At 55.5% G+C, this 25,604-nt stretch carries 17 protein-coding genes, 1 pseudogene and 1 riboswitch; of the genes and pseudogenes, 4 read left to right on the top strand and 14 right to left on the bottom strand.

Going from position 1 to position 25,604, the window contains the following annotated elements:
• Window positions 1-292 precede the first annotated feature (292 nt).
• Both NZ823_11655 and NZ823_11650 read right to left on the bottom strand, forming a co-directional pair.
• Complete coding sequence (locus NZ823_11655; protein MCS6805780.1) at window positions 293-841, bottom strand: DUF4385 family protein; 549 nt, start codon at window positions 839-841, stop codon at window positions 293-295.
• A gap of 45 nt (window positions 842-886) precedes the next feature.
• Window positions 887-3,271, bottom strand: a complete 2,385-nt coding sequence (locus NZ823_11650; GenBank protein ID MCS6805779.1) for a TonB-dependent receptor — start codon at window positions 3,269-3,271, stop codon at window positions 887-889.
• Window positions 3,272-3,879: 608 nt separating this feature from the next.
• Window positions 3,880-4,110, bottom strand: a riboswitch (cobalamin riboswitch).
• A gap of 163 nt (window positions 4,111-4,273) precedes the next feature.
• Here NZ823_11650 and NZ823_11645 point away from each other — a divergent pair.
• Entirely contained in the window at window positions 4,274-5,410 is a 1,137-nt protein-coding gene (locus NZ823_11645; GenBank protein ID MCS6805778.1) for a VCBS repeat-containing protein, read from the top strand.
• 302 nt (window positions 5,411-5,712) lie between these two features.
• A complete protein-coding gene (locus NZ823_11640) occupies window positions 5,713-6,579 on the top strand; it encodes a tetratricopeptide repeat protein (GenBank protein ID MCS6805777.1) in 867 nt (288 codons plus the stop codon).
• A 10-nt stretch (window positions 6,580-6,589) separates the two neighbouring features.
• On the opposite strand, the gene NZ823_11635 is transcribed toward NZ823_11640, so the two are convergent.
• The 6 genes from NZ823_11635 to arsS form a co-directional block, all read right to left on the bottom strand.
• Window positions 6,590-7,063 (bottom strand): FKBP-type peptidyl-prolyl cis-trans isomerase, encoded by a 474-nt coding sequence (locus NZ823_11635; protein ID MCS6805776.1) that lies wholly within the window; start codon window positions 7,061-7,063, stop codon window positions 6,590-6,592.
• A gap of 111 nt (window positions 7,064-7,174) precedes the next feature.
• Window positions 7,175-8,662: an ammonia-forming cytochrome c nitrite reductase subunit c552 gene (locus NZ823_11630; GenBank protein MCS6805775.1), complete on the bottom strand. Its 1,488-nt coding sequence runs from the start codon at window positions 8,660-8,662 to the stop codon at window positions 7,175-7,177.
• 132 nt (window positions 8,663-8,794) lie between these two features.
• Window positions 8,795-9,979 carry a PQQ-dependent sugar dehydrogenase gene (locus tag NZ823_11625; GenBank protein ID MCS6805774.1) on the bottom strand — a complete coding sequence of 395 codons (1,185 nt, stop codon included), beginning with the start codon at window positions 9,977-9,979 and terminating at the stop codon, window positions 8,795-8,797.
• Between the two features lie 651 nt (window positions 9,980-10,630).
• Window positions 10,631-13,087 (bottom strand): NAD(P)-binding domain-containing protein, encoded by a 2,457-nt coding sequence (locus NZ823_11620; GenBank protein MCS6805773.1) that lies wholly within the window; start codon window positions 13,085-13,087, stop codon window positions 10,631-10,633.
• 17 nt (window positions 13,088-13,104) lie between these two features.
• The gene (locus tag NZ823_11615; GenBank protein MCS6805772.1) at window positions 13,105-13,833 is read right to left on the bottom strand and encodes a glycosyltransferase family 2 protein; all 729 of its coding nucleotides are present in this window, start codon (window positions 13,831-13,833) and stop codon (window positions 13,105-13,107) included.
• Window positions 13,834-14,297: 464 nt separating this feature from the next.
• Window positions 14,298-15,251 (bottom strand): arsenosugar biosynthesis radical SAM protein ArsS, encoded by a 954-nt coding sequence (arsS, locus tag NZ823_11610; protein ID MCS6805771.1) that lies wholly within the window; start codon window positions 15,249-15,251, stop codon window positions 14,298-14,300.
• A gap of 320 nt (window positions 15,252-15,571) precedes the next feature.
• Here arsS and NZ823_11605 point away from each other — a divergent pair, with 320 nt between their 5' ends.
• Window positions 15,572-16,666, top strand: a complete 1,095-nt coding sequence (locus NZ823_11605; protein ID MCS6805770.1) for a M48 family metallopeptidase — start codon at window positions 15,572-15,574, stop codon at window positions 16,664-16,666.
• Window positions 16,667-17,054: 388 nt separating this feature from the next.
• Window positions 17,055-17,432, top strand: coding sequence for a nuclear transport factor 2 family protein (locus tag NZ823_11600; protein MCS6805769.1), 378 nt, complete (start codon window positions 17,055-17,057; stop codon window positions 17,430-17,432).
• Between the two features lie 170 nt (window positions 17,433-17,602).
• Here the strand turns inward: NZ823_11600 and NZ823_11595 are convergent, their stop codons facing one another.
• The 6 genes and pseudogenes from NZ823_11595 to NZ823_11570 form a co-directional block, all read right to left on the bottom strand.
• A complete protein-coding gene (locus tag NZ823_11595) occupies window positions 17,603-19,723 on the bottom strand; it encodes a sodium-translocating pyrophosphatase (protein ID MCS6805768.1) in 2,121 nt (706 codons plus the stop codon).
• Between the two features lie 116 nt (window positions 19,724-19,839).
• Window positions 19,840-21,348, bottom strand: coding sequence for an amino acid permease (locus NZ823_11590; protein MCS6805767.1), 1,509 nt, complete (start codon window positions 21,346-21,348; stop codon window positions 19,840-19,842).
• A gap of 11 nt (window positions 21,349-21,359) precedes the next feature.
• Window positions 21,360-23,165 carry a carbon starvation protein A gene (locus tag NZ823_11585; GenBank protein MCS6805766.1) on the bottom strand — a complete coding sequence of 602 codons (1,806 nt, stop codon included), beginning with the start codon at window positions 23,163-23,165 and terminating at the stop codon, window positions 21,360-21,362.
• Window positions 23,166-23,196: 31 nt separating this feature from the next.
• Window positions 23,197-23,561 (bottom strand): annotated as a pseudogene (locus NZ823_11580) (four helix bundle protein).
• Window positions 23,562-23,786: 225 nt separating this feature from the next.
• Window positions 23,787-24,920, bottom strand: coding sequence for an NAD-binding protein (locus NZ823_11575; protein MCS6805765.1), 1,134 nt, complete (start codon window positions 24,918-24,920; stop codon window positions 23,787-23,789).
• Window positions 24,917-25,492 carry a universal stress protein gene (locus NZ823_11570; GenBank protein MCS6805764.1) on the bottom strand — a complete coding sequence of 192 codons (576 nt, stop codon included), beginning with the start codon at window positions 25,490-25,492 and terminating at the stop codon, window positions 24,917-24,919. Before NZ823_11570 ends, NZ823_11575 begins: the two co-directional genes overlap by 4 nt.
• Window positions 25,493-25,604 lie beyond the last annotated feature (112 nt).

Below are 25,604 nucleotides of genomic sequence, written 5' to 3'. Positions count from 1 at the left end.
GAGAACAGGGTATTTCGTTCTCCCCACGCGCGTGGGGATGGTCCGTGCCGCCGGGAACAGTTAAATGTCGCGTTTTCGTTCTCCCCACGCGCGTGGGGATGGTCCGAATGCTTGCTCATTGATGGCTGATCCCGCTACGTCCTCCCCACGCGCGTGGAGATGTGGTCATCAGAGAGCGCTTGATCTGATTCTACACTCCGTCTTCCGCGCGTGCGTGATGGTATGGGTTCGCGCTTGCTCCGGTAGTCTTCAACGACACCTCATCGGTGCGTGCGCGGTGGTGTGATGGAAATCAATTCGGCGATTTCGCTCCGAACAACGATTGAAACTCCGGTGAAGCTTTTCTCAACGCCAACCACTGATCAAAAAGGCCTGGCGCTGAGAGCCACACAGAAAACCACTGGGCAACTTCACGCTTCACCGCGGCTACCTCGGACGCGCGCGCCCGCCGACTCGCCGCCAATGCGCGCCGCCGGCCAACCATGACCAGCGAGCGAGCATAACTCATACCCCGTTGATCTCCGTTGGCTTTGTACACAGCGTAAAGCCGACCAATTTCACGCAACGAACGCTCAGCATGTTCGAGTGTATCAAATCGCAGCAGACCGGCAAACACCTGACGGTATGGCTCAACCATCGTCTCAATCTGATATGGATCAACAGTAGTAACAGGCTTGCCGGCTTCAGCGATCACACGCGCAATATAACTTCGAGAGACCTTTTCAACGCCTTGTTCAGCAAGCCTCCGTTCGATAACACGAATTTCGGATTCACCCAAACTGCGCATGCCTTGCTGCTCAAAGATGCGCAGGATGGCCTGTTTTTTCGTCTCGCGTTTCATGGAGTCACCGCCATTATGACAGAGGCGGCGACTCCACACAACGAGTCAGAATTGGAATCTGATTCCACCTAAGCCCACAGCCCCAGGCGCACGAAAACCTTCCTCGAAGTAATCGTCGTCGAACAAATTTTCGATCTTGCCGAACAGTTGCAACCGCAACCGCTCGCTCAGCGCGATCGGATAACTCACCGTCAAATCGGCTTTGGCATACCCTTGAAACCTGAATACGCCTGAGGAAAACGGTCGAAATGGCGCGAACAGCGGAAAATCATGGTTGCTGAAAGCCGTCAGATCGAAATTGATATTGAAGCGGCGCAGGCGCTGATTGAGCTGAATGCTGAATTGATGATCAGGCAGTCCAAACACACGAGTTGTCCCAGCCGCATTGGGAGCCACTTCATCAGAGTTGGTGTAAGTATAAGCAGCAAATATGTCCAAAGACCGAATGGGTGAAATCGAAGCCGAGACTTCCACGCCTCGCGCCAATCCGCCTAATCCGTTGGCATATCCAAAGAAGCGATTAAAGCCCTTGGGATCGGTGGGCGAAAACGAATTGACAAACACAATCACTTCCTGAAGTCGAGTGTAGAAATAAGTGGCGCTCAATCGAGCACGCTGGTTCATCAAGTGCTGATCCACACCGACATCCACTGAAATGGATCGCTCAGGCCGCAGCGTCGGATCGCCAAAAAATGAGAATGAGCCAAAGAAAAAGCTACTGCCGAATCGCTCGAAGATCGAAGGGGCACTGAAACCATTGCCGACATGCGCTCGCAGCTTCGTGCCGGTCCGCTCAAAAAAGTAGGAGACCGATCCATCGCCGGTCACCGCCGTCGGTATATCAAGCTGCCCCAGACGACCAGCATAAGGCGACCGCGTAGCCGGCGTGAACGACGGTGTCTCAAGATCGAAACCCTGCACGCGAAACGCCGCGCCAAATTGCAACCGACGGGCTAACAGCCCGAATTGATTGTGTAAGAAGAAGCCCTGTGTCCGTTGCGTAACATCCACCACGATGTTTGGCAAATTCGTATTCAGGTACTGCTCCTGCTCGAATTCGTAGCCAAGTGTCAGTCGCATGATTCGACCCAGGTGAATGTCATGTCGCGTTTCAACGTTGTGAATGGTGCTGTCAAATTGCGCCCGCCGCACGGAGTCTGACAACGACAAGCCCGTGAGGAACGGATTCTGTCCCGGTCCATCGGCATTTTGCCGACGCGAATCTGTGCCCTGGTATGCAACCGTGTAGCTCCAACGCGGATTGACCAGATGAGTGAACCGCACGGCGCCGACGAATAATGACAGATCACGTCGGCTATCAGGATCATCCAGATCATACACAAACGTTGCTCCCTCCTCTCCTAGCGGGACGGCCCTGTAGATTCGTTGACCGGTCGGCAATGGAGCCAACCCTGGTCGCGGGAATGGAGTTTCATTGAGCTGACCAAAAGCATCCGAGTAAAGCACGCGTCCGGTCAGACTGACGTCAGGTCGCAGCAGGAACTGGCCGCGTCCATTCAACGTTGTGTTGCGATACGCATCGTTGCCATCCACACCATCGGCGACGTTCACGTGGGTTGCGCCAAGGCTGTATAAAAACCGATCGCGCGTCAGCCCGCCTGAGAGGGTTCCTCTGACCCGGCCAAATCGCAGGCTGCCACCTTCCATGAGCAAGTCGCCATGAGCTGGCCCTCCACCCTGGCGCGGCACCAGGTTGATTGTGCCACCGATGGCATTCGTGCCGTACAAAGACGAAGCCGAGCCGCGAAGCACCTCGACTTGTTCATACCCGTCAATGAGCAAGTCTTGCAGATAACCGTTGATGCTGCCATTGACATCAGCGGCGTCACGCAGTCGCAGTTGATCAATTAACAGGGCTGAATCCGCTGAACGCAATCCGCGAAACTGAAGTGTGGCAAAACCGCCGGGGCCGGCTAACTGCTGTACGCGAAGGCCAGGCGTGTTCCGCAACGCTTCCACCAATGAATACTCATCGCGCTGTTCAATTTCGCTCTCGCTCAGCACAGTGATTGATTTTGATACCTCGTCGGGCGCTTGCGGCCGACCTGAAGGAGTCACCACCACTTCCTCACGCAATCCTGCCACTTGCAACGTGACATCCACTGACTGAGCCTGCGATTCCACCTGAACCGTTAGTACCGAGGGGCGAAATCCCGGCTTCCGGACTTCTAACAAATAGTCCCCAACTCTCAAGCCACTGAACTGATAGGATCCAGATTGGTCGCTCACCGTGCTCCAACGCAAGTCGCCGCCTCGCGTGCTCAATCGCACCGACGCGCCCACGATAACGGCTCCCGCCTCATCTTGAATGCGTCCGCGAAGCTCGGCACGTGACTGTCCAAATACAGTCACTGTCAACAAAGGAATGACCAGTACGACCGACATCCATTCAGATATTCGTGTTCTCATCTCTCTTTCTCCTTAAAACTTTGTTGGTTGACGATCAACCAAATCAACAACACATGTGCAGCGCATGGCTACCGGGGATTGGCGCTCACTTGTAGAGCACAACCAGACACCTATCCGAGGATGATCCGGCACCATCACATCAGCCGGGCAGCCATCGGCCACACCCTGACCATCACGGATCAACAAAATAGGAACCCCGGCCGAGTAGGGCTATTACGTGCACATCTGAAGCTGACTGACACACGAAGCAGGAAGCGAAGGCCGCACGCTCTGAACTGTCCCAGATTGGGTCTCACTGCATTCCCCACATTCCGGCTCTGTGCAGTCCCAGCCGGATCATCACAGATGGGAGTCATCTCAACCAGATGCTTGCCAAAGCGCACTGCGCACAGCGCCTGAGTCATACTGGAATCAAGCGAGAGCGGACGGTCGAGCGTCGCAGGAACACGAACAGCATCTCCCCGATCATCCTGTGTCACCGCTCGGTTCACTGTTACATGGGCAAGACCTGACGATACACAGGACAAGGAGGTGGCCAGCAAGAGACAATCAATGAACAATACAAAAGGCGTGCTAGATGTCAGCATCTTAGTGTCCTCTCGCACCAAGGCTCACAGCAGCTTGTCGGCAGGTCTCCTGACTTTGTCCTCAGAAAGAACGATGGCGTTCTTTCCAGAGCAGCGCCTTCCCAGTTTGTTGGGCAAACCAGTGGCTTTGTGCTGCCCTTCTTCAGACATCACAGTGGCGGGACCGTGTGGGATTTTCACCCACTTCCCTATTCTCTCAGCGTTGGTGTCAGTAGTGACACAACGCCGAGCACCGACAAGTCATTCAAAGAACGGAGGGCTACACTAACATATCGCTGGCTGCGATGTCAATCTGTACCGGCTGTGGCCTCGCTTGTGTTGACGAAGCCTGACCCCCGCGCGTAGAATCCGTCTGAGCCCGGAACATCTCAGTTATGCTGAGCATCAATGAGAACCTATGATCCGGAGGTTTACTATGAGGCATCTGGCTTATATCTCACTCATGCTGGTTATCCACGCTGTGTTGCCTGCTGCATCTGCGACGCACGCGCAATTTTTACCCGGCCCCGATGTGTCTACGACGGTGGCCGTTGCCGATCTTGACGCAGATGGCATCCTGGATATTGTCAGTTCGGCAGCCGGTCGCAAAGTTGATGATGTGGCGATCGCGTTTGGCGCCGGAGACAGCGCATTTGAAACTGAACAGTTCTTCCCCGCCGGTGAGTTGACCGTTGATCTGGTCATTGGGGATGTGAACAGTGACCAAAGACCGGATATTCTCACCGCGAATTTTGGCTCGGATGACGTTTCCGTTCTCGAAAACCTTGGGAATAGGAATTTCCAACTGAGCAGCTCATGGCCGGTGGGCGATCAACCGATCTCGTTGGTCTTGGCCGATGTCAATGGAGATAATCTCAAGGACGTTATCACAGCTAATCGCGGCAGTCGTGATGTCTCGGTCTTGCTCGCACAACTCAACGGCCAGTTCCAACCACAACGTCGTTTCGCGCTGGATCGAACACCAACCGCATTGATTGTCGCTGACTTGAATGGAAATGGCGTCCCTGATATTGCTGTCAGCAGCATCGGGTTGTTCTCTGGCGAGGTGACTATTTTATCAGGCAGTGGGGATGGCTCATTCCGATTGAATAGACGGCTGTCAGCGAAAGACGGCCCTCTGTCGCTTGTGGCTGCTGATCTGAATGCCGACGGCGCGACCGATTTAGTGACAACCAATTTCTTCAGCAGCGATGTCTCGATTATTCTGAGCAGCGGTCGTGGCGGATTTCTCAGTCCGCAGCGATATGCCGTTGGGGATGCGCCGTTGTCAGCAGTCGTGGCTGACCTCAATGCTGACGGCTTGCCCGACCTGGTGACGGCCAATTACTTGGACGGAGATTTGTCCGTGTTGCTTGGGCGCGGCAGAGGCGCATTTCAATCGCAAACGCGAGTTGATACCGACGATGGGCCAGTGGCGCTGACCATTGCCGACCTCAATCGTGATGGCGCATTGGACCTCATCACGGCTAACACGAACATCATCTCACGAAGTGTCTCCATCTTGCTGGGTAACGGCGATGGAACATTTCAGGCCGAACAGCGCCTCCGCTAAACTGGCCGCGTAAGTGGCGGGCGCCGAAGCCCGACTTTATCCATTCTTGGAGTCTATGAACAGGCAGTCAGATATGTGTGGTATTGTGTGAGCGAGGTAGCTTCTTTGAATTGTCGAGGTTCACCCATCCACATTCAAAAATGCGTGCAATCTCTCGCTCCTCCGGGGCTGGATTGCTTCGCCCATCAATTTCGCGGGCGGCGCCCGCGCCTATTGACCCTGTGTCTGCTTCGGTGACTTTTAAGGCTCTGACACATGCGCTACATCAGCAAACGTGTTATAATCCGGCTCTCGAAAAAATCATGAAACTGAGAAAACAAAGCATCATCGTTGGTGCCATCGGACTCTTCTTGGGAGGAGTCGGTGGCTACTTTTACGCCGATCATTACAATCGTGTTGGTCCAGCCGCGCCAGGTATGGGCAACACGCAAATGGGCGCGGGACAACTGCCGCCGGGCCATCCGGAGATGCCCCAGGTTGATCCGGCACAAATTGAAGCGGCAACCAAGGCAGCCGATGAAAAGGCTCAAGATTTTGACGCGCAACTATCCGCCGCGCAACTGCTCTATCGGGCTGGCCGCTTTGAAGACGCTGCCAAATACTTTGAGCGTGCCCATAAACTGAAGCCGGATGATTATGACGTGATCGTTCAAATCGGCAATGCCCACTTCGATCAAGGAATGACCGAAATACAACAAGAGGCCTCCGATCATGCCTCCAAGCACTTTGTCGAAGCCGCGCAGTGGTACGAGCAAGCGTTGAAGAAAAAACCGGACGATGTGAACGTACGAACTGACTACGGCCTGACATTCTACTTTCGCCAACCACAGGAGCTGACAAAAGCGATTGAGCAATATCGCCGCTCCCTTCAAGTTGATCCCATGCATCGGCAAACACTGGCCAACCTGACCATCGCGTTAGCCGAGCAAGGCAATCTGTCGGAGGCGCAAGCGACGTTGGCGAAATTAGAAGAAGTAGCCCCCGGCTCAGAGCTGTTAGCGCGCACGCTCTTCAGTGTGACCCAGGACTTGATGAAACTGGGCAAATGGCAAGACGCCGAATCAACGCTGGCCAAGCTTGAAAAGATCATCCCCGGCGCGCCGATCATTGAACAGTTGAAGAAGGATATTGCTGCGCGAAGCACCGGCGAGCGCATCCAGCCGCATTGATCGCGCTCGTTTATTTCACAGCCAGCAATTCAACCTCGAAGATCAACGTGGCATTCGGCGGAATAACGCCGCCAGCGCCACGCTCGCCGTAGCCCAGGTGTGGCGGAATGATCAGCTTCCGTTTGCCGCCGACTTTCATACTCATCACGCCTTCATCCCAACCCTTTATCACGCGACCAACGCCGATGGGAAATTCCAGTGGTTTCCCTCGATCTACCGAGCTGTCGAATTTCTTGCCGTTAGTCAGCCAGCCGGTGTAATGCACGCTGACCGTCTGGCCGCGTTGCGGGCTTGGGCCGGTTCCCTTCACCAGATCAATATATTTCAACCCGGATGGCGTGGTCACTTCGGCAGCTCCTTTCTTATCCGCGGGAGCCAGCGTGGTCGGCTCTTTCTCAGGCCTCGTCTGGGCCACGGCGCTAGTCACTCCCTGTAAAGAAACGATCAAACCAACAACGAAAACGCGTCGAATAAACTGTTGCACGATTCTTTCCTCCTGTAAGCTGTTGAAACGATTCAAATCTCGATGAACGTGATCCAAGCTCCCGCGTTGGACGATTCTTCCCTCTTGTAAGACGTTGAAATGCTCGGCGTGTCAAAATGTCGCTGTCGCTTGTGCTTCAGCCATGACCACCGGAGCAGATTTTCCTGTTCGCTGCCACACCTGATACAGACGCTCTCCCCAGTCATCGGAGCGATTCTCATCTCTCAAAAATTCGATGTACTCACGCGACGCTGTTTGATAAAGCAGCTTGGCAGATACCGTCACAGGTCTTTGAGCAGTAGATAGCGGAATGCGATAGGTCGTGACATCCCAATGCTGCCCCGGCGCATAGAACGCGCCCACCGGATTGGTGCGCGGATCAGGCACGTAGCCACGAGGTGGAATACGGTTATCCTTCAACAACGTATCGTTGAGCAAGAAATGGAACGTTTCGCCGCGTCCGCGAATGCCGAATTTCGCCTCGTAGATTTTGATCTGTGCGTCTTCAATCAATCGGGCTTGCTCAGCATCATAACGTCCCGACTCAAAAAAGACGCGACCGGCGCCATCGCTGGCCGTCACCTGCAACCAGATGCGGCGACCTTCAGGATAGCCTGTCGGCAGTTTATGCCCAGCGAGGTTGGTGACCCGAACCTGCGCGATCAATTCATTGCGGTCGCTGCCCTGTTGGAGCGTCACCGAAAGTTCGGCAGCCTGACGTAACATCTTGACCGCTTCGGCGGCCGTCTGTTCATACGCTGCTCGACGATTCAATCCGGGATACAGCTCAGCCAGCGCGAGCGGCACCCACGCATTGCCGCCGACGAAGATGTGCTGCGGCACGTGCTCACGAAACGGCGTCGTCACGCGCGGGTCTTGCGCCGCATAGCCGCCACCGGGAACGTCCGGCATGTGGCAATCCTGACACTCGACTCCCTCCCGCGCGAACGCGCTGTTTCTCCATTCCGTGTAGGTATTCTCGATGGGCAGTTGATTCAATGGATTGGTGATCTCATGGCAGGTGGCGCATAACTCTGAGCGGCTCACATGCTCGGAAAAAACGGGACGCCGCCCCGTCGCCAGCAGCATCAGATTGCCTGAGACATCCTCAGGATATGGGCCATACACCACCGGCTGATCCACGATGAAGTACTGCGAATTGCTCGGCAACGAACGAGCTTCAATGCGATGACAAAACTCACAACTGATGCCTTCAGCGCCGTCCCTGCCGACCCGTGAGCCATCTGTCGGCGTAGACTGCCCGGCCAACCATGCAACCGGCGCATGACAACGCAAGCAGAAATCGCCGCCGATGCGCGTGTCTTGATTGGCGATGGCCAAGGCCGCTCGAAACAGTGGATCACGAAAACTATTGGCCATCATCGTGCCCAGCCATTGGTCGTGAGCGGCATACGGCGCATATCCGCCATGACAGCGCGCGCACAACGCCGGCTGGCTAAACGGCACTCTCAACTCGCCTGGCTGAGTGCCCGGTAGATGAATGCCGCCCTCGTCTTGCGCCGATGTGGACAGCAAGCCGAGCCACAGGATGGCCATCAAATAGGCGCTGATGAATCCCATTTTGATCGGTCGCGTCATGAATCACCTCGTTCGAGTCGCAAGCAAAATCCTAAGGCGCTCATATCTGAATCGCCTCGCTTGAGTCTCAGGCAAAATCCTAAGGCGCTCATATCTCAGGCACTCGCATGGACGCAGCCACCGGCCCGAAACTCACCGGGCGCGCACAAGCCGATAGACATACTGAGCAATGTCTATGACGTATAGCTCGCCGTCTTCATCCTCGCCGAACGAGCTGAGTCCGCCTTCAAACAACAGCTCAAGCAGCGTCACCCGCGTCCATTGCCCTTCCGCATTTCGCGTCAATCCCCAGATCGTGTTCAAACAATAATCGCCGAAGATGTAGGTGCCGACTAACTCCGGCAATTGGCGGCCACGATAGACGTAGCCGCCGGTGACCGAAGCGCACCGTCGTGGCAGATGCGCATATTCATAAATCGGCAATGTCAGGCCGGCCTGATTGCAGTTGGTGCTGGGTCGGAAGCAACGAGACCCTTCCATCACGCTCCATCCATAATTGAGTCCGCCGGGGCTACCGGCCGGCTCAAAATCAATCTCTTCCACAGCGTTTTGTCCAACGTCGCCGATATAGAGATCGCCGGTCTCACGATCGAAACTGAATCGCCACGGATTGCGCAACCCGTAAGCCCAGATTTCGTCCAACCCCGGCTTATCAACAAATGGATTGGTGGGCGGGATAGCATAGGGCGCTTGGCCGTCAACATCCACACGTAGGATTTTGCCAAGGTACGTGTTGATGTCTTGGCCGGCGCGGAATGGATCACCGGCGCCGCCGCCATCGCCGACCGCAATGTACAAATACCCATCGGGACCAAACGCAATATGCCCGCCATTGTGGTTCGGATACGTCCGATGCGGAATGCGCAGCAGCCGGCGATCTTCGCGCGGTTCAGCAACATCAGGATCACTTGACACGCGATACCGCGCAACGACGATGTCGCCTTGCAAATCGGTGTAGTAGATGAAAAAGTAGCCGTTCTGCTCATAGCTCGGATGAAAGGCCAACCCCAACAATCCACGCTCGCCGCAACAACTGACCAGATTGCGAACATCCAGAAACGGGCGTTGCAACAGAACGCCGTCTTTCAAAATAAGAATTTGCCCGCGTTGACTGACAATGAACAGCCGCCCACTCCCATCACCGGCATGCGTAGCGAGAACGGGAAACGAAATGCCGCGAGCCACCTCTTGAAGCCGGTACTGGCTCTGCCCAGATGAGTGCGTAATAGCGTCGGAAGTCAACACAAAGGACCCCAACAGGATCAAAGAAAGCAAGAACACAACGCTCGACCGCCTTAGAGAATGTTCATTCTGCATCGTCATCCTCCTGACTCGATATGTCCCTGCGCTCAGGGGGCAACCAATATACAGACTCGGAGACAATTTCGGCAAGGAGTCGCAGGCAGTGGTGTTTTTGTGTTACGGCGACGCATGTCTTCAGGGGTGTCGGTGTATGGACGCCTGCTCATGTGTGGTGTTGTGAACTGAGCGGGCTCCCAGCAGCGGCGGCAGGCGCCCACCAGAGGATAGCGAGACGTGCAATGTCTGGCGGGTGCCATCCTCAATCGCTCGCGCCTTCAACGGCGCCATCCGTTCTCCTATCAGCTCGTTCACGCTCTGCGATCGCTGAGCGCGAGCGCGCACGTCTCAGCGCGTCTCCAACGCGCCACTATTGTTTGATCTGCTTTCCCAGACGTTGTACGTCTGGCTACCTTCTACTGAGCCGCTTGCGCGGCTCAGCAGAAGCGAGCGTAGCATGGGCAGTCCCAAATGCCATCAGAAAATCGGAGACTGCTGCTTGAGGCGTTCTGCTGCCGCACTCCATGTCGCTTCGTCAACCGTGACGTTTCTCCGGACGATCGGTATTATGATGACTTATGCACGGGCGCCGCAGTGTTCATCTTGCACGCTCAGCTATCACCACACAGTGCCTCGACGCCAGCAGGCTTAACGTATAACTTGCAGCGGTCACCTCCCCTGCTCAGCCATCAACACGGGCGAGGCTGGCAACGAATCCATGGCGATCACCTGGCCAGTCCGACGACGAATTTGGCCAAACTGCAACGTGCCGGTCGGACAGGTTTGAACGCAGGCGCTACATCGCACGCACTGCGGGTCTTCCATCGGCAGCCCCTTGTTGGCGAAGTTCATGATGTCAATCCCCTGATGGCATACAGCCGTGCACAGATTACAGGAAATACATTTTTTCTTGTCGGCAATGATGCGAAACCGGCTCCATCGCGCGTAAATGTGCATCAACGCAGCTAACGGACAGGCAAACCGACACCAGACGCGCCCGCTGAACCAAAAATAGCAGCCGAGGCCGACAACGCCGGCAAGATAGGTATCCACGATCCACTTGTAGTTGAGTTGAGTGCCGAATGCCTTCCAGCCTCCGAGCAGGCCGGTATAAAAATCGTTCATGCTCCGTCCCATAGCGGCATCAGGGCAGGTCCAACTGACCAGCCGCGCAATCAACAACACCATAGCGACGGCCAGCGTCATTTGTCCCACCATGTTCAAGCGATTCCAGAGTGCGCCGTGTGGCATTTTCTGTCGGTGCGTATCTCCCAATGTCTCGGCCAACGCGCCACAGGAGCAAATCCAGCCGCAATACGCCCCTTTCCCGTAAAAATAGATGAGTAGCGGAATGATCACGAACGTTTGCACGAGGCTGAGTATCAACCATCCCCACATCGGCTGATTGGTAAAAACATTCCACAAAAACAGCGGCCACGCCAACACGAAGCCGAAGGCCCGCCAATACTCGCGGCCATGTCCACCATTGGTTACCGGGAAGAACGTATCGGCGAAACGCTTGCCCAGCCCATCATCGAAGAAACCGTTGTGGCCAAGATATGGCAGGACGATCAATGGCAAAATGAACAACGGAATGACCTGAATACCGATCAGCGTCACTGTTTGTGCGGTGATGTAAGGTGTTCGACGGCGTCGAATGCGAGCGATGCCGAATATCACCGTCAGAAGGGAGTAGCCAAAGGTGTAGTAGAATCCTGGGTCTCCCAGATTCAACGCAAGCGTGCCGATCAACGTCGAGGGATCAGCCACCCGCGCAGCGAGCCCGTCACTCAGTTCTTGCAAAAGAGCAGGCACATTGAACGGAAACCAGCCGCGTTGCTTGAACAGCGTTGTCAGCGAGCCGCCAGCTTTCCAGTTATAGAGAAAAACACAGAAAGCCATGAACAGCGAAAAACCGAGCCATTGCCTGGTCTGCATTTCGCCCCGGATGCGAATGCCACTGCGACGGAAAAATTCCAACGGCGCTTCACGCCCGATCATGGTGAATACCGCATCATTGGGGATGGTTTCTTCGCTTCCATCGGACAACACCAAGGTCACGTCGGACTGGCCAATCTGCTTCACCTGACTGCCCAGCATCAGCCGGATGCGCCCCGGCTTTCGATACTCGCCCATGAAGCCGCCACAACTTGTCGTGACCCGCTCCGACGATGGCGTTTCAACGGCCACGTCAGCCATTGGATCGTCAATCAAGCGATTCAATTGCTCAATGTTCTCAGGCTTGGGTCGAGAAAATTCCTTGCTGCGATAGGAGAGTGTGACGATCGCGCCGCACTGAGCAGTCGCAATGGCAGTTTCCAACGCGCTGTCACCGCCACCCACCACCAGCACATGCTGGCCGGCGTAGTCTTTGGGATCGTACAACCGGTTGCAGACTTTATCGCGGTCTTCACCGGGCACACCGAGCTTTCTGAAATTGCCCGAACGCCCGATTGCGATGATGACCCGCCGCGCCTTCAATCTCTCCTGACCAGCCAGCACGACTTCAAGCACGTTGCCGCTGCGCACAATCCTTTCGGCGCGCGCGAGCCGAGGCCTAATCCCCCGACCGAGTGTTTGCGCGTTGAGCTCTTCCAGGAGCGATTCTTTGACTGTTGCCGTCAGTTGCAACTGCCCTGTCGGAACCATATCGCTCGGATAGGTATAGATCGGCTTGGCCCGCGGGAAGTTCACAATCGTGGAAAACGGCTCAGAAGCTTCGAGGATTTCAAATCTCAAATTAGCTTGCTTGGCTTCCAACGCTGCCGCCATCCCGGAGACCCCGCCGCCGATGATGACCAGATCGAGAATTTCATCAGGCTGATCGTCAACGCGCGCTTGCTCAAAAGCCTCATCTGCATGATCCGTGGTCCTGGAGTCTCGCGCCTCGACGCCTTTGGTTGCGCGTGACCGCTGAAAAGCCTCATCCGCAAGGATTGTTCGCACAGCCTTGGCGCCTGTGTCCGACGAAAATTTCAGCAGCGGGATTCCCGTTAGATCACCGACGATGTATACACCTGGCACGTTGGTCGAACCATCTGGATTGATGACCGGTAATTTTTCAACAACACCAGCCGGCCACTGCGTGTGAAGCCATCGAACATAGCGCCTGATGAGATTTATCATAAAACTGCCGAAGTATATTACGAGCGTTGCTTCCGATCGGATTGTCGCGCGTGAGCTGGAGTTCTTATTCCATAGCGGAAGATGGTGAAAAGGATTTTTGTTCCTGCGCCGAGCACGCCTTTGATGGTTCCCGAAACTTTGGATCGCCCGATTCGCGCGCGGTAACTGACCGGCACCTCCTTGATGCGGACACCGTCGCGGGCCGCTTTGATCTGCATCTCAACAGTCCAACCATAATCTCGATCCTGCATGTCGAAGCCGGCGAGCGTGGCATATCGAATCGCGCGGAACGGGCCTAAATCCGTGAAAGCAACACCCCAGCGCAGTCGAATCAATCGGCACGCGAGCCAGTTGCCGAAGCGTGCTTGCGGCAGAAGCGCTCCCGGTTCAGCTCGACCCATGACCCGCGACCCGATGACCACCTCCGCTTCATCGTTGATAATCGGATCAACGAGCAGGTGCATCTCTTCAGGATGATCGCTGAAATCGCCGTCAAGAAAAACGACAATATCGGGCTGGTTGAGCGCGGCCAGCCCAGCCAAACAGGCCGCGCCATAGCCACGTTGCGGCTCGCCGATGAGACGCGCGCCATGAGCGCGAGCAACCTCTGCTGTTTTGTCGGTTGAACCGTTGTCAACGACGATCACTTCATCAACCCAGGCAGGGATCGCTGAGACCACGTGGCCAATGGCTTGCTCTTCGTTGAGCGCAGGAATGATGACCGAGATTTTCGCGCCGCGCCTCATCTTCTCTCCACCAGTCAATCACGATTGACGAACTCGTGCATCTCAGGAGAATCGCCCCTATGCGACGGCACACCACGAAGGATGAAAACGGAGCACAGGCGGGAACGCCTGTCCCACTTTCTCAAAGGAGGCTTGCCACGCCGAGAACAGCACGGCGACTTGCTCATGTCGCCGGCGGCGACGCGGGAGAAACGATCAAAAACAAGCGCAGATCGTCTGATTGCTTGATTAAAAATCTCTTCATCAATGAATCTGTGAGTGCCTCTTCTGAGGAGTTGTTCATGTCGTCCGGACAACGCCCAGAAACGATGAAAAACACCACAGGCGAGAACGCCTGTGCCACTTTTTCTGAGGAGAACTTGGTTGCGCCCTGTCGTTGAACGCGCTGGCGCATCCACGCCCGCGTATGAGCGTGTTGCACCCTCCTGCCTGGCGCAGAGCACATGGACCCACATGGTGTAATCTCACACCAACGCGCCGCCGCACGACGAGCCATGTCCAGCCGTGCACCCAAAGCAATGTGCGCCCGTCACGATTCGACGCGCCGCCAGCGCTTGTGGATCAAAATCTCGAATGTGCCTCGGCGCATGAGAATCAACTGGCATGCGTAGCGCGAGATTGAAATCACAATCGTAGATGCGACCGTCCCAATCAATGTTGATCTGGTGGCGGCACATCAAGCCATGGAGCGTGGCTGCGTTGAACGAGTCATACAACAGTTGTTGGTATGCCTGAGCCTGACCGGCGCGGCGCAGTTCGACCATGTAACGCCCGATCGGCATGTTGGTGATGGTGAGCAATCGGGTGAAACGAAGCCCAAACCGTTTGTGTAATTCTCGCCGATAATCCGCCTCCAACGCCGACTGCTCGCCGGGCAGGAACGGGCCGACAGGATTGTAGACCAAGTCGAGCGGCAACTCAGATTTTATGCCGTAGCCCAAATCATTCAGTCGTCGAATCGCTTCAATGCTCCGAGCATAGACCCCTTCGCCGCGTTGCGCCGTGACGTTACTCTCCAAATAACAAGGCAACGAAGCGACCAGATGGACCTGATGATCCCGGAAAAATTCGGGCATCGTCTCCAAGCCCGGTTCAAACCACACTGTCAGATTGGTGCGCAGTTTTACCGGCCGGCCTTGCTCACGAAGCGCCGTGATGAACCGTCGTAGATGAGGATTCAGTTCGGGCGCGCCGCCCGTGATGTCAACTTCGCGGCACTGCGTCTCTTGAGCAATCTTCAGGATCAGCTCCATGGTTGGCCAGTCCATCATCTCTTTTCGACGCGGCGACGAACTAACATGACAATGCACACAGGTCAAATCGCACTTCAGTCCAATGTTGACCTGAATCACGTCGAGGCTCAATCCGAATAAGGGTGACCCCGTCGCTTCAATGACTCTCTGATCAAATTCGTTCATGCCCGTTTCCTCCATCGTCAATTGCTACGGAAATAGGACGCTGATGACGCCGATACTGCCGATCAACGCCGATCATCCATTGACCAACGTTGGCGCAACACGTGGCAACTGCCACCCAACCGCTCTGAGTCGTCCATACCAAACCACGGGACATAGACCTGCCCACGAGCCAAAGCCCCGTTAGTTTATCACTGTTTTTGCCAGACGCAACGATCGAACATTAGCGACATTTAATTTGCTGCCCGTTGACGAAGCAATCGCAATTGCCAGAATAATCATCTGAAAACCTCGGACAACAAAGATACTGAGAAGGAGAACGCATGAGAGCAACCATGAAGATTCGCCGAACAATTGGCATCGTGGCATTGAGCGCACTGATCGTGGCTGATCCCCTTACCGCCCTTGCCGGCAATCCCGCCAATACCTCCAAGCCACTTGACGAAAAGGAAAATCCCCTACTGATCGGAAAACGCGACATCAATAAACGCCAGATCAATTTCTATTCGCTCGAAAAAGAACTGGCCCTCGGCGCAAAACTGGCAGCGGAGATCGAAAAAGAATTGAAGCTGGTGGATGACCCCGTGGTGACGGAATACATCAATCGCATCGGACAGAACATTGTGTTGCATTCGGACGCCAAAGTTCCGTTCACCATCAAGGTGGTCAGCAGCGATGAAATCAACGCATTTGCCCTTCCTGGGGGTCATTTTTATATCAACACTGGCCTGATTCTGACCGCCGATACAGAATCGGAAATTGCCGGGGTCATGGCTCACGAAATCGCTCACGTGACGGCGCGCCACGCGGTGGAAAATTTCAGTAAATCGCAGTTGCTTCAATACGCCAGCATCCCGTTGATCTTTGTGGGCGGCGGACTGGGCCAGCTTGCCCAGTTGGGCGCAAACCTTGGATTGGCGCTGAGCTTCTTCAAATTTAGCCGAGGCGCCGAGAAAGAGGCCGACATGCTCGGCGCACAGTACATGTGGGCCAGTGGCTATGATCCTAACAGCTTGATCACGTTCTTTGAGAAACTGGAGGCCAAGAAGAAAAAACAGCCCAACGCTTTTTCCAAACTCTTTCTCACGCACCCAACCACGCCAGATCGTATCAAGGCCGTGCGTGCGCTGCTTGGACGTTTTCCTGAACGCGATGAGTATGTCATCAACTCATCGGAATTTTCTCAGGTCAAGCAGCGGCTCAGCCGGATCGTAGGCTCGGCAAAGCGATTGAACGCAGCCGAGGAACAAAAGCGACCGACGTTGAAGCGTCTGCCTTCAGACTCAACGCCTCGGAGCGGACAAGATTCGGAAGAACCGGATGGGCCAGTGCTGAAACGGCCGGAAGAACCGGATGCGCCAGTGCTGAAACGGCCGGAAGAACCGGATGCCCATCTTCTGAAACGGAAGGATCAGTAGCGCAGACGCCTGCCAGCTTCATTTTCCACTCCCTTGCGGTACAACTGTCCTGAAACGGAAGGATCAGTAGCGCAGACGCTGGTGTTGATGGCCAGAGCACGCAATCTGCTTGCAGTTTGCATCGCTTGCCATGGGTTCCGGCTAACCACGCATAACCGTTTTCAACAGGAGTTGTTCATGTTGTCCGGGGACGACGCAGCAATCGCCCTTATGCTCCGTGCTCGCCTCGAAGCATGAAAATGCCACAGGCGGGAACGCCTGTGCCAGCTTCTCAGAGAAGAACTGACAATTGACTACTGCGCATCAGCCGGTTCTCGTTTCACGTCTGGCGCTCACAGCAAATGGGTGGCTATGATGATGAACTCAAACCATTATTAAGGAGGGACTGATGAATGCCGAATGGAAGAAACGTCGCGTCGTGGATTTACTCGCTGCACTCGTTGCCGGTCAGCGCGACATCGTGAAATCCTACTTGAGCGCCGATTGCCGAATCGTGTTTCCCGGATTCAGCGCCGTTGGCTATGAAGGTGTAGATGCGCTTTTCCAGATGATTGAGAGCGTATTCGACGGCTGCCCAACAAAATCCTATGAGCGGTGGGTCGTGGACGACCATGCGGCAGTGGTCAGTGGCGCTTTGTTTGGCCGGTTCAAAGACGGCCGGGTGATGGACGGAACACGCTATACAGATCATTTCTACTTTGACGCCTCAGGCAAGATTACAGATTGGCTCGTGTGGAACGACCTGGCGTTGCTCCCGCCGGCGTGACGAGCTGATCGAAGTGCGACGGAAGGAGCCGTCCTCAGAAAAACTCCCTGCCGGCTACCGGCAGCGCGAGCGCCGAAAAACGCGCCACGTCACTCATTGCCCGCCCTGCCGCCACTGAGCCGACCGGCGGTCGGTCGCGGCTCCACCGTCTCTTTGCGCCAATCACCGGCTCACACAAACAGCGGCGCCAGCACCAGCGTGATCGTACTGAGCAGCTTAATCAACACGTGCAGCGACGGCCCAGCCGTGTCTTTGAATGGGTCGCCGACCGTGTCACCGACGACAGCAGCTTTGTGCGCTTCGCTCCGTTTGCCGCCGTACATGCCGGTTTCGATATACTTCTTGGCGTTGTCCCAAGCGCCGCCACCGTTGTTGAGCAGCGTGGCCAATAAAATGCCGCCAATCGTTCCCACCATCAACAACGCGCCGACCACTTCGGCAGCATGTCCTGTCGGCTTGAAGATCAAGCCGACCACCAGCGGGCCGCCCACAGCGACCAATCCGGGCATCACCATTTCCTTCAGCGCGCCGACGGTGACGATGTCCACGCAGCGCCCGTAATCAGGCTTCTCTGTGCCCTGCAAAATGCCCGGCTTCTCTTTGAATTGACGACGCACTTCATTGATCACATAGTAGGCCGCTTTGCCGACCGCGCGGATGGCCAGCGCCGAGAAGTAAAAGACCAACATCGCGCCGACCAGTCCACCGATGAAGACTTCCGGTTTGGCAATGTCAATGGATTTCAATGCCACGCCGTAATGCTGCACCTCATCCAGATAGGCCGAAAACAGCAAGAACGCCGCCAATGCGGCTGAACCAATCGCATAGCCTTTGGTCAGCGCCTTGGTTGTATTGCCGACGGCATCAAGCCGGTCGGTCTTTTTACGAATCTCTTCCGGCTGCTGACTCATCTCGACAATACCGCCAGCGTTGTCCGTGATTGGACCGAATGTATCCATCGCCAAAATATAGGCGGCGGTTCCGAGCATGCCCATCGTGGCAACGGCTGTGCCAAACAAGCCGGCGTGTTCCACACCGCTTTGCGCGCCCAAGTAGTATGAGGCGAGGATGGCGGCCGAGATCACGATGATCGGCATCGCAGTGCACTCCATTGCTACAGCCATGCCGGTGATGATATTGGTGGCAGGGCCGGTCTGAGAAGCTTCAGCAATGGATTTCACCGGACGGTACTTGTACTCGGTGTAATACTGCGTGATGAACACAAAGGCGATGCTGGTCAAGACGCCGACAATGCCGCACAGCGAGAAGTAGAACCACGCATCCGGATACTCTGGACTGCGCAAGAGCCAATAAGAGCCGGCAACGAATCCGATGATAGCTAGCACACTGGCCACATAGTAACCGCGATTGAGCGCAGCCATCGGGTCTTTATCTTCATCGGTGCGAACGATCATGATGCCGATGATCGAAGCAATCAATCCGAAGGCGCGCACGACGAGCGGATACAAAATCGCCTGGATGCCGAAACCGGAATACTTGACCAGTCCCACGCCGAGAATCATCGCCCCGATATTTTCCGCTGCCGTGGACTCAAACAAGTCTGCGCCACGACCGGCGCAATCGCCGACATTGTCGCCAACAAGATCAGCCACGACTGCCGGATTGCGCGGATCGTCTTCAGGGATGCCCGCTTCGACTTTCCCCACCAAGTCAGCGCCAACGTCAGCCGCCTTGGTGTAAATGCCCCCACCAAGCTGCGCAAACAGTGCGACAAATGACGCGCCAAACCCATAGCCGACGATCATGAATGGAATCTTCTCCGGTGCAATGCCGATCGCCTGGAGAATGGCAAACAAGCCGCCGACGCCTAACAAACTCATGGCCACGACAAACAACCCTGTGACCGCGCCGCCACGCAAAGCGATCTGCAAGGCCGAATTCAAGCTCGTGCGCGCCGCTGACGCGGTGCGAATATTGGCGCGAATCGAAACGTACATCCCGATGTAACCGGCAATGCCTGAACACAGCGCGCCCAGCATGAAAGAGACCGTCACATACACGGCCAATTCCACGGGCGAACTGACCGGATCATTCGGATTCAGACTGCGAACAAATCCATAGAGCAGAAAAATCAGCACAGCAACAACGATGCTCAACTGAGCGATCGTTTTGTATTGCCGATGGAGAAACGCCTCGGCGCCTTCGCGAATGGCTTCTGAGATCACGCGCATGGCGTCCGTGCCTGTATCCTGCTTGATGACATACGAAGTCAGATAACCGGCAAACAACAAGGCTAATACACTGATGCCTAAGACAAGCGTTATTTCCATAATTCAATTTTCCTGATGTTGTTCATGCATTCAGACTTCAGACCTCAGATTTCAGGATCATCAAACAACGCTCTTTCGGTTTGAAGTCTGAAGTCTGACGTCTGACGTCTGTTTGTTTATTCAACAGCCTCTGGCTCCAATTCGACCACGACCTGTTGCCTCCGTCGCCACAGCAGATAGACGGGCCATCCTGTCATCACGATGATCAATCCCGGCCACGTAATTTGCCATTGATAGAGGCACAGAACAAGCAAAATCACGCTCGCTCCAATCATGTATAAGATAGGCACGACCGGATAGCCAAACGCGCGATAGGGGCGCTCAACGTCGGGCCGCGTGGCGCGCAATCGAATAATGCCGGCGATTGTCAAAATGTAAAAGATCAACGCTGACGAGATGACGTAGGTCAGCAGATTCCCGTAAAGATTGCCGTAGGCTATTGGCTGGCCGCTCGAATCAGTCGCCGTCACCGTCCGAGGCAGAATCAGCAACGCCGACCAGATGCCCTGAACCACCAGCCCCCATGCCGGCACGTGGTAGCGGTTGAGCTGGGCGACGGATTGAAAAAATAACCCGTCACGGGCCATCGCATAGTAAGCGCGCGCGCCCGCCAGAATCAATCCGTTGTTGCAGCCAAATGTGGAAATCATGATGGCAACCGCCATCACTGTCGCGCCATAACCGGGGAAGACCACATCTGCCGTCGCAGCGGCCACGCGGTCGCTGGCCACTTGCTGAATCCCCTCAAACGGCAAGGTTACCAAATAAGCAATGTTCGCCAGCAAGTAAAGACCGATCACCAGGAACGTGCCCAAGGCCAGCGACAACGGAATGTTTCGTCGAGGGTTTTTCACCTCCCCGGCAGTGAAGGTGATATTGTTCCAAGCATCAGCCGAAAACAACGAATTAGTTTGCGCCACGCAAATCGCCACAAACAAACCAAACGCCGTGACGGCTGTTAAGCCACCGCCGACATCCTGTAATTGACCGCGCACCGTCCAGAAATCACCAAAATTGGCCCGCACCACGTCCGCGCTCCAGCCCACAACCAGACCCAGCAGGATTAGCGCGATGAGCGCGCCGGTCTTGGTGATGGTGAACACGTTTTGTACAAGCTTGCCAAGCCGCAATCCACGCGTGTTCATCCAGGTGAGCAAGGCAATCATCAAGATGCCGACTAGTTGCGCCGTCGAGAGCGAGATGGCATAGCTGGAGCCAAGCGCAATCGGCGGGATGATGTAGCGGTTTTCTGAAATCGCTGGCCACAAAATACCGACATAGCGGGCAAACCCAACGCCGACCGCAGCGATCGTGCCCGTTTGGATGACCAGAAAGAGCGTCCAGCCGTAGAGAAATCCCCACATCGGCGAGAACGCTTCTCGCAAATAGACGTACTGCCCTCCGGCTTGCGGCATCATGGCTGCTAACTCGCCGTAGCTGAGCGCCGCCATCACCGTCAGCAAGCCGGTGATCAACCAAACCACCAACAACCACCCTGGCGAACCAACCTGCCGCGCAATATCGGCCGAGACGATGAAAATGCCAGAGCCGATCATCGAACCGGCCACGATCATGGTCGAATCGAGCAAGCCCAGTCCACGTACCAATTTGCCATCGGTTGTCATAGCTACACTCACTAATCACCCACTCCAGGCTGAGGGGCTGGAGTGATCGTCTTGTCTCGCCATACTACCGAGTACCACTTCCACAGTGAATTCCCAAGAATGATGAACACGCAGCTCATCATAATCGCGGTGAGGATGCTATTGAGATAGCCTTGAAAATCGCCGCGCGGCCAGAAATTTTCCAGGATGCTCAACCACCCAGCCGTCAGCGTGGTCGTCGCCACAAACGCCAACGGCAAGACCGTGACCCATACATAGCGCAGCTTGCCGGTGTTAATCAACACAGTTGTGCCAACACACAACGCCACGGCGGCCAAAAGCTGATTGGCGATGCCGAACATTGGCCAGATGGTACTGATGCTGCCGGCGAAGATGAAATAGGACCATGCGGCGCAGACCAGGAAGCTGGAAATCACCGTGCCCGGCATCCAATCAGTCCGCTCCAGTGGCTTATAGAATTTTCCCAAAAACTCCTGCACAAGGAAGCGAGCCACCCGCGTGCCTGTATCAATGGTCGTCAGGATGAACAACGCTTCAAACATGATGGCGAAGTGATACCAGATGGACATCAAGCCTTTCAATCCGGGCAGCGACGTGAATATCTGAGCCATTCCGACGGCCAACGAAACGGCGCCGCCCGTGCGGCCTTCCAGTTGCTCACCAACTTCACGCGCGAGCTGGGACAAATTGACCGGCTCCATGCCCAGCGTGGCAAACTTGGCCGGCTCCACATTGATTGCGAAATAATCGGCCGGATAGAGCGCGCTGGCGGCTGTGATCGTCGTGATGCCAACCAAGCCCTCGATCAACATGGCGCCATAGCCAATCGGACGGATGTGCGATTCTTTGTCAATCATCTTGGGCGTGGTGCCCGAACCAATCAACGAATGAAAACCGGAGATGGCTCCACACGCCACCGTGATGAACACGAAGGGAAACAACTTGCCGGGAATAATCGGCCCACCGCCATCCACAAATTGGGTGAAAGCCGGCATGTGCAACGTCGGGTTGACAATCAACACGGCTAACACCAGAAACGCAATCGTTCCAATCTTCATGAACGAACTCAAGTAATCACGCGGACATAATAACATCCACACCGGCAAGACCGACGCAATGAACCCGTAAATGGCGATGGCCAATGTGATCTCGTCTTTGTTCAGTGTCAGATAAGGACCCAACGACGAGTCCGGGATATACTTGCCAATGATCACGGCCGCGATCAATCCGACCACGCCGATGGCCGTGCCTTCGGCAATTTTGCCTTTGCGAAACCGGTACATGTAAAGGCCCATAAACAGGGCCAGCGGAATCGTCACACCGATGGTAAACGTACCCCATGAGCTTTCACGCAACGCATTGACCACAGCCAGCCCCAAGCCTGCCAACGCAATCACGATGATGAACAGGATCGCCACGGCTGTGGTCGCACCGGCCACAGGACCAATTTCCATGCGAGCGATTTCAGCTAATGATTTGCCTTTGCGCCTGACCGAGGCAAACAAAATAATGAAATCATGAACAGCCCCGCCCAACACCACACCGATCAACAACCAGAGAAAGCCCGGCACAAAACCAAACTGCGCTGCCAGTGTCGGCCCGATGAGCGGGCCGGCGCCGGTGATCGCCGCAAAGTGATGACCAAACAAGACCCACTTGTTTGTCGGCACATAGTTGTGCCCATCGTTCAGCGTATGAGCGGGTGTCACACGCGAATCATCCAGCGCCGCCACTTTGGCTGCCAGAAAGGCGCTATAGTAGCGGTAGGCTAGCGCCAACACGCACAAAGCACCAAGCATGACCGGAAGTGCATTCATAACGCCTCACCAGATAAGGAGCCAGAAGCCACGAGTCAAGAGCCAGAAGCGTTGAATCATATCGCTCCAGCAGCTTGCTCACTTCCTCGACTTGTTCCATCACCGGTTCATAGTTGCCATACCCAAGGTCCTCGGCGAGAATCAAAAAATAACGACACTCTTCCAACGACGCTTGGGCCATGTTGATGAATCGAGCCTTATGTTTCTCCCTTTTCTCTTGAGCCCTTCTACGATATTGGCTGGCACTGATATAGCCGCCCGCCGCAGTTGAGATGTCAACCCATACACCTCTTGCTGAGGAAAGTCATTGCTCAACCGATATACCGTTAGGACGAATTGGTGTGCTTTTTGCCACACAATCAAATCCTGACATGTTCTGGCCGGTGTCCTTTGCATACGGCCTCTGCTCCCTGTCTCCTGATTATTAGCTTCTGCCTCCCGTCTCCTAACTCCTACCTCCTGACTCCTGACTTCTGGCTCTTGTCTTCTGTCTCCTGACCACGAACTTCTGACTCCTGACTTCTGCCTCCCGACCCCTCTCTTCTGGCCCCCTGACTTGTACCTCCCAACTCCCCTCTCCTGACTCCTGCCTTCTGATTTCTGGCTTCTGACGCCTATCTCCTACTGCCCAACGAGCAACTGCCGAAAATCTTCCTCACGTTCAGCGCGAACGAGCGCGATAATCAAATCGCCGGCTTCCAGTTGCGTGTCACCACGCGGCACAATGGTCGCGCCCTGACGCAGCACAGCAACCAAATTGCAATCGGGCGGGAAACCAATCTCGCGGAGCCGGCGGCCAATAGCCGGTGAGTTCTCACCCAAAGCGTACTCGATCAGTTGTGTGGCGCCGTCTTGCATCTGGAGCAACGTGCGAATCCTGATGGTCGGCAATTCTCGCTCAATGACTTGTTCGATGATCCCTGTCGAGCTAATGGTCGTGTCCACACCGAGCCGTTGGAACACTTCTTCATTCTTAGGATTGGTGACACGCGCAATCGTTTTTGGCACGCCGAAGATGCGTTTAGCCAACTGACAGGTCACCCAATTATCCGGGTCGCTATCGGTGACAGCGACCAGCACGCGAGCGCGCGCCGCGCCGCCCGCTTCCAAGACCGGCACCGTTGAGCCATCGCCCTGAATGACGGGCGTCTCCAACGACACTTCCAAGTGCCGCGCCCGCGCCCAATCTTTCTCAATGAGCACGATCTCATGCCCGCTGTTGTGGAGCGACCGCGCCAAATTGATACCGACTTTTCCGCCGCCGACAATCAGCACAAAACGTGCGTCGCGTTGCACGAGAGGACGCGCTTCAAACATGGCAGACGCTGATCCGCCTGCCGATTGAACCGTCGGGAGTGAAGGGTCAATCCGATTGATGATCGCATCAACTGCATAAAGCGTCGGACAAATTGTCGCGATATGAACATCAGCGCACACTTCGGCATGACTCGGTTCATAGACGCGGGCAATAGCTTGCGGCACACGGAAGAACTCACGCGCCACATGCGCGGCCAGCAAATTGACGTTATCATCACGGGTCAACGCCAGTAAGACGTCTGCCTCTGCAACGCCCGCTTCGCGTTGAACGTTCAGCTCCGTAGCGTCACCGGCAACAAGCTTGACGTTGGTCAGACCAACGGCGCTTTGCAGCCGAACGGCGTCTTTATCCACCAACGTGAGAATGTGGTCTCGGATGGCCAAGGCGCGGATCACACGACTGCCCACGCGCCCATAGCCGATCACGACGATTCTCATGAAACGATCAACTCCCGCTGCGCTGGCTCCGGTACCATGTCCACGATGACTTCGATGCCGGCTCGCTTCAACACTGACTCGATGCTCGCTCCAATGGAATCCCCTGCCGTGATCCGTCGCGGGTTCACACCGAGGACAACCAGATCGGCCTGATGCTCTTGAACGGCGGCTAAAATCCCCGGCGCAACATCGCGGTCTCGGCGCACCACCATGATGGGACGCAGATGGTGTAATTTCACAATCTGACTACTTCGCTCCAGTGCCTCACGCGCCTTGCGTTCTTGCTCCGGCAGCGGCGCATCGAGCGAGAGCGAGAGCGGCACTTCGATCACCGAGACCAGCACAATATCGGCTTTCTGCGCCTGACCCAAGCGACACGCCAACTCAACAGCCCGATCACTGTAACTCGTCCCCTTGACCGGAACGAGCAATCGGCGAGCCGCGCTGACGCTGCGCACCGCCTGCTTCACGCTCTCTGAAACAACGCGACGATGCCGCTGCCACCAGATGAACACACCCAACAGCGTGACGATTGTCAAAAATAGGAAAACGCCGATTGCTTCGAAGTTCACCCTTCTCTACCGTTTGCCAAGCTCATGCACGTGATGATTGAAAAATGAGCGGAGAGTATACCGACTTCATCTGGTGTTTTCAACAGCGTTTTCTTCAGCGAGCTTGACGTCA

The organism is Blastocatellia bacterium, from assembly GCA_025054955.1.
Lineage (GTDB): Bacteria > Acidobacteriota > Blastocatellia > HR10 > J050 > JANWZE01.
Note: the sequence above shows the minus strand (reverse complement) of the source record. Positions and strands in the feature narration are given on the sequence as shown.

Bases quoted from the DNA above. Each gene is read 5' to 3' on its own strand.
- NZ823_11655 (MCS6805780.1), bottom strand. From the start codon at position 841: ATGAAACGCGAGACGAAAAAACAGGCCATCCTGCGCATCTTTGAGCAG.
- NZ823_11650 (MCS6805779.1), bottom strand. From the start codon at position 3,271: ATGAGAACACGAATATCTGAATGGATGTCGGTCGTACTGGTCATTCCT.
- NZ823_11645 (MCS6805778.1), top strand. From the start codon at position 4,274: ATGAGGCATCTGGCTTATATCTCACTCATGCTGGTTATCCACGCTGTG.
- NZ823_11640 (MCS6805777.1), top strand. From the start codon at position 5,713: ATGAAACTGAGAAAACAAAGCATCATCGTTGGTGCCATCGGACTCTTC.
- NZ823_11630 (MCS6805775.1), bottom strand. From the start codon at position 8,662: ATGACGCGACCGATCAAAATGGGATTCATCAGCGCCTATTTGATGGCC.
- NZ823_11625 (MCS6805774.1), bottom strand. From the start codon at position 9,979: ATGCAGAATGAACATTCTCTAAGGCGGTCGAGCGTTGTGTTCTTGCTT.
- NZ823_11620 (MCS6805773.1), bottom strand. From the start codon at position 13,087: ATGATAAATCTCATCAGGCGCTATGTTCGATGGCTTCACACGCAGTGG.
- NZ823_11615 (MCS6805772.1), bottom strand. From the start codon at position 13,833: ATGAGGCGCGGCGCGAAAATCTCGGTCATCATTCCTGCGCTCAACGAA.
- arsS (MCS6805771.1), bottom strand. From the start codon at position 15,251: ATGAACGAATTTGATCAGAGAGTCATTGAAGCGACGGGGTCACCCTTA.
- NZ823_11605 (MCS6805770.1), top strand. From the start codon at position 15,572: ATGAGAGCAACCATGAAGATTCGCCGAACAATTGGCATCGTGGCATTG.
- NZ823_11600 (MCS6805769.1), top strand. From the start codon at position 17,055: ATGAATGCCGAATGGAAGAAACGTCGCGTCGTGGATTTACTCGCTGCA.
- NZ823_11595 (MCS6805768.1), bottom strand. From the start codon at position 19,723: ATGGAAATAACGCTTGTCTTAGGCATCAGTGTATTAGCCTTGTTGTTT.
- NZ823_11590 (MCS6805767.1), bottom strand. From the start codon at position 21,348: ATGACAACCGATGGCAAATTGGTACGTGGACTGGGCTTGCTCGATTCG.
- NZ823_11585 (MCS6805766.1), bottom strand. From the start codon at position 23,165: ATGAATGCACTTCCGGTCATGCTTGGTGCTTTGTGCGTGTTGGCGCTA.
- NZ823_11575 (MCS6805765.1), bottom strand. From the start codon at position 24,920: ATGAGAATCGTCGTGATCGGCTATGGGCGCGTGGGCAGTCGTGTGATC.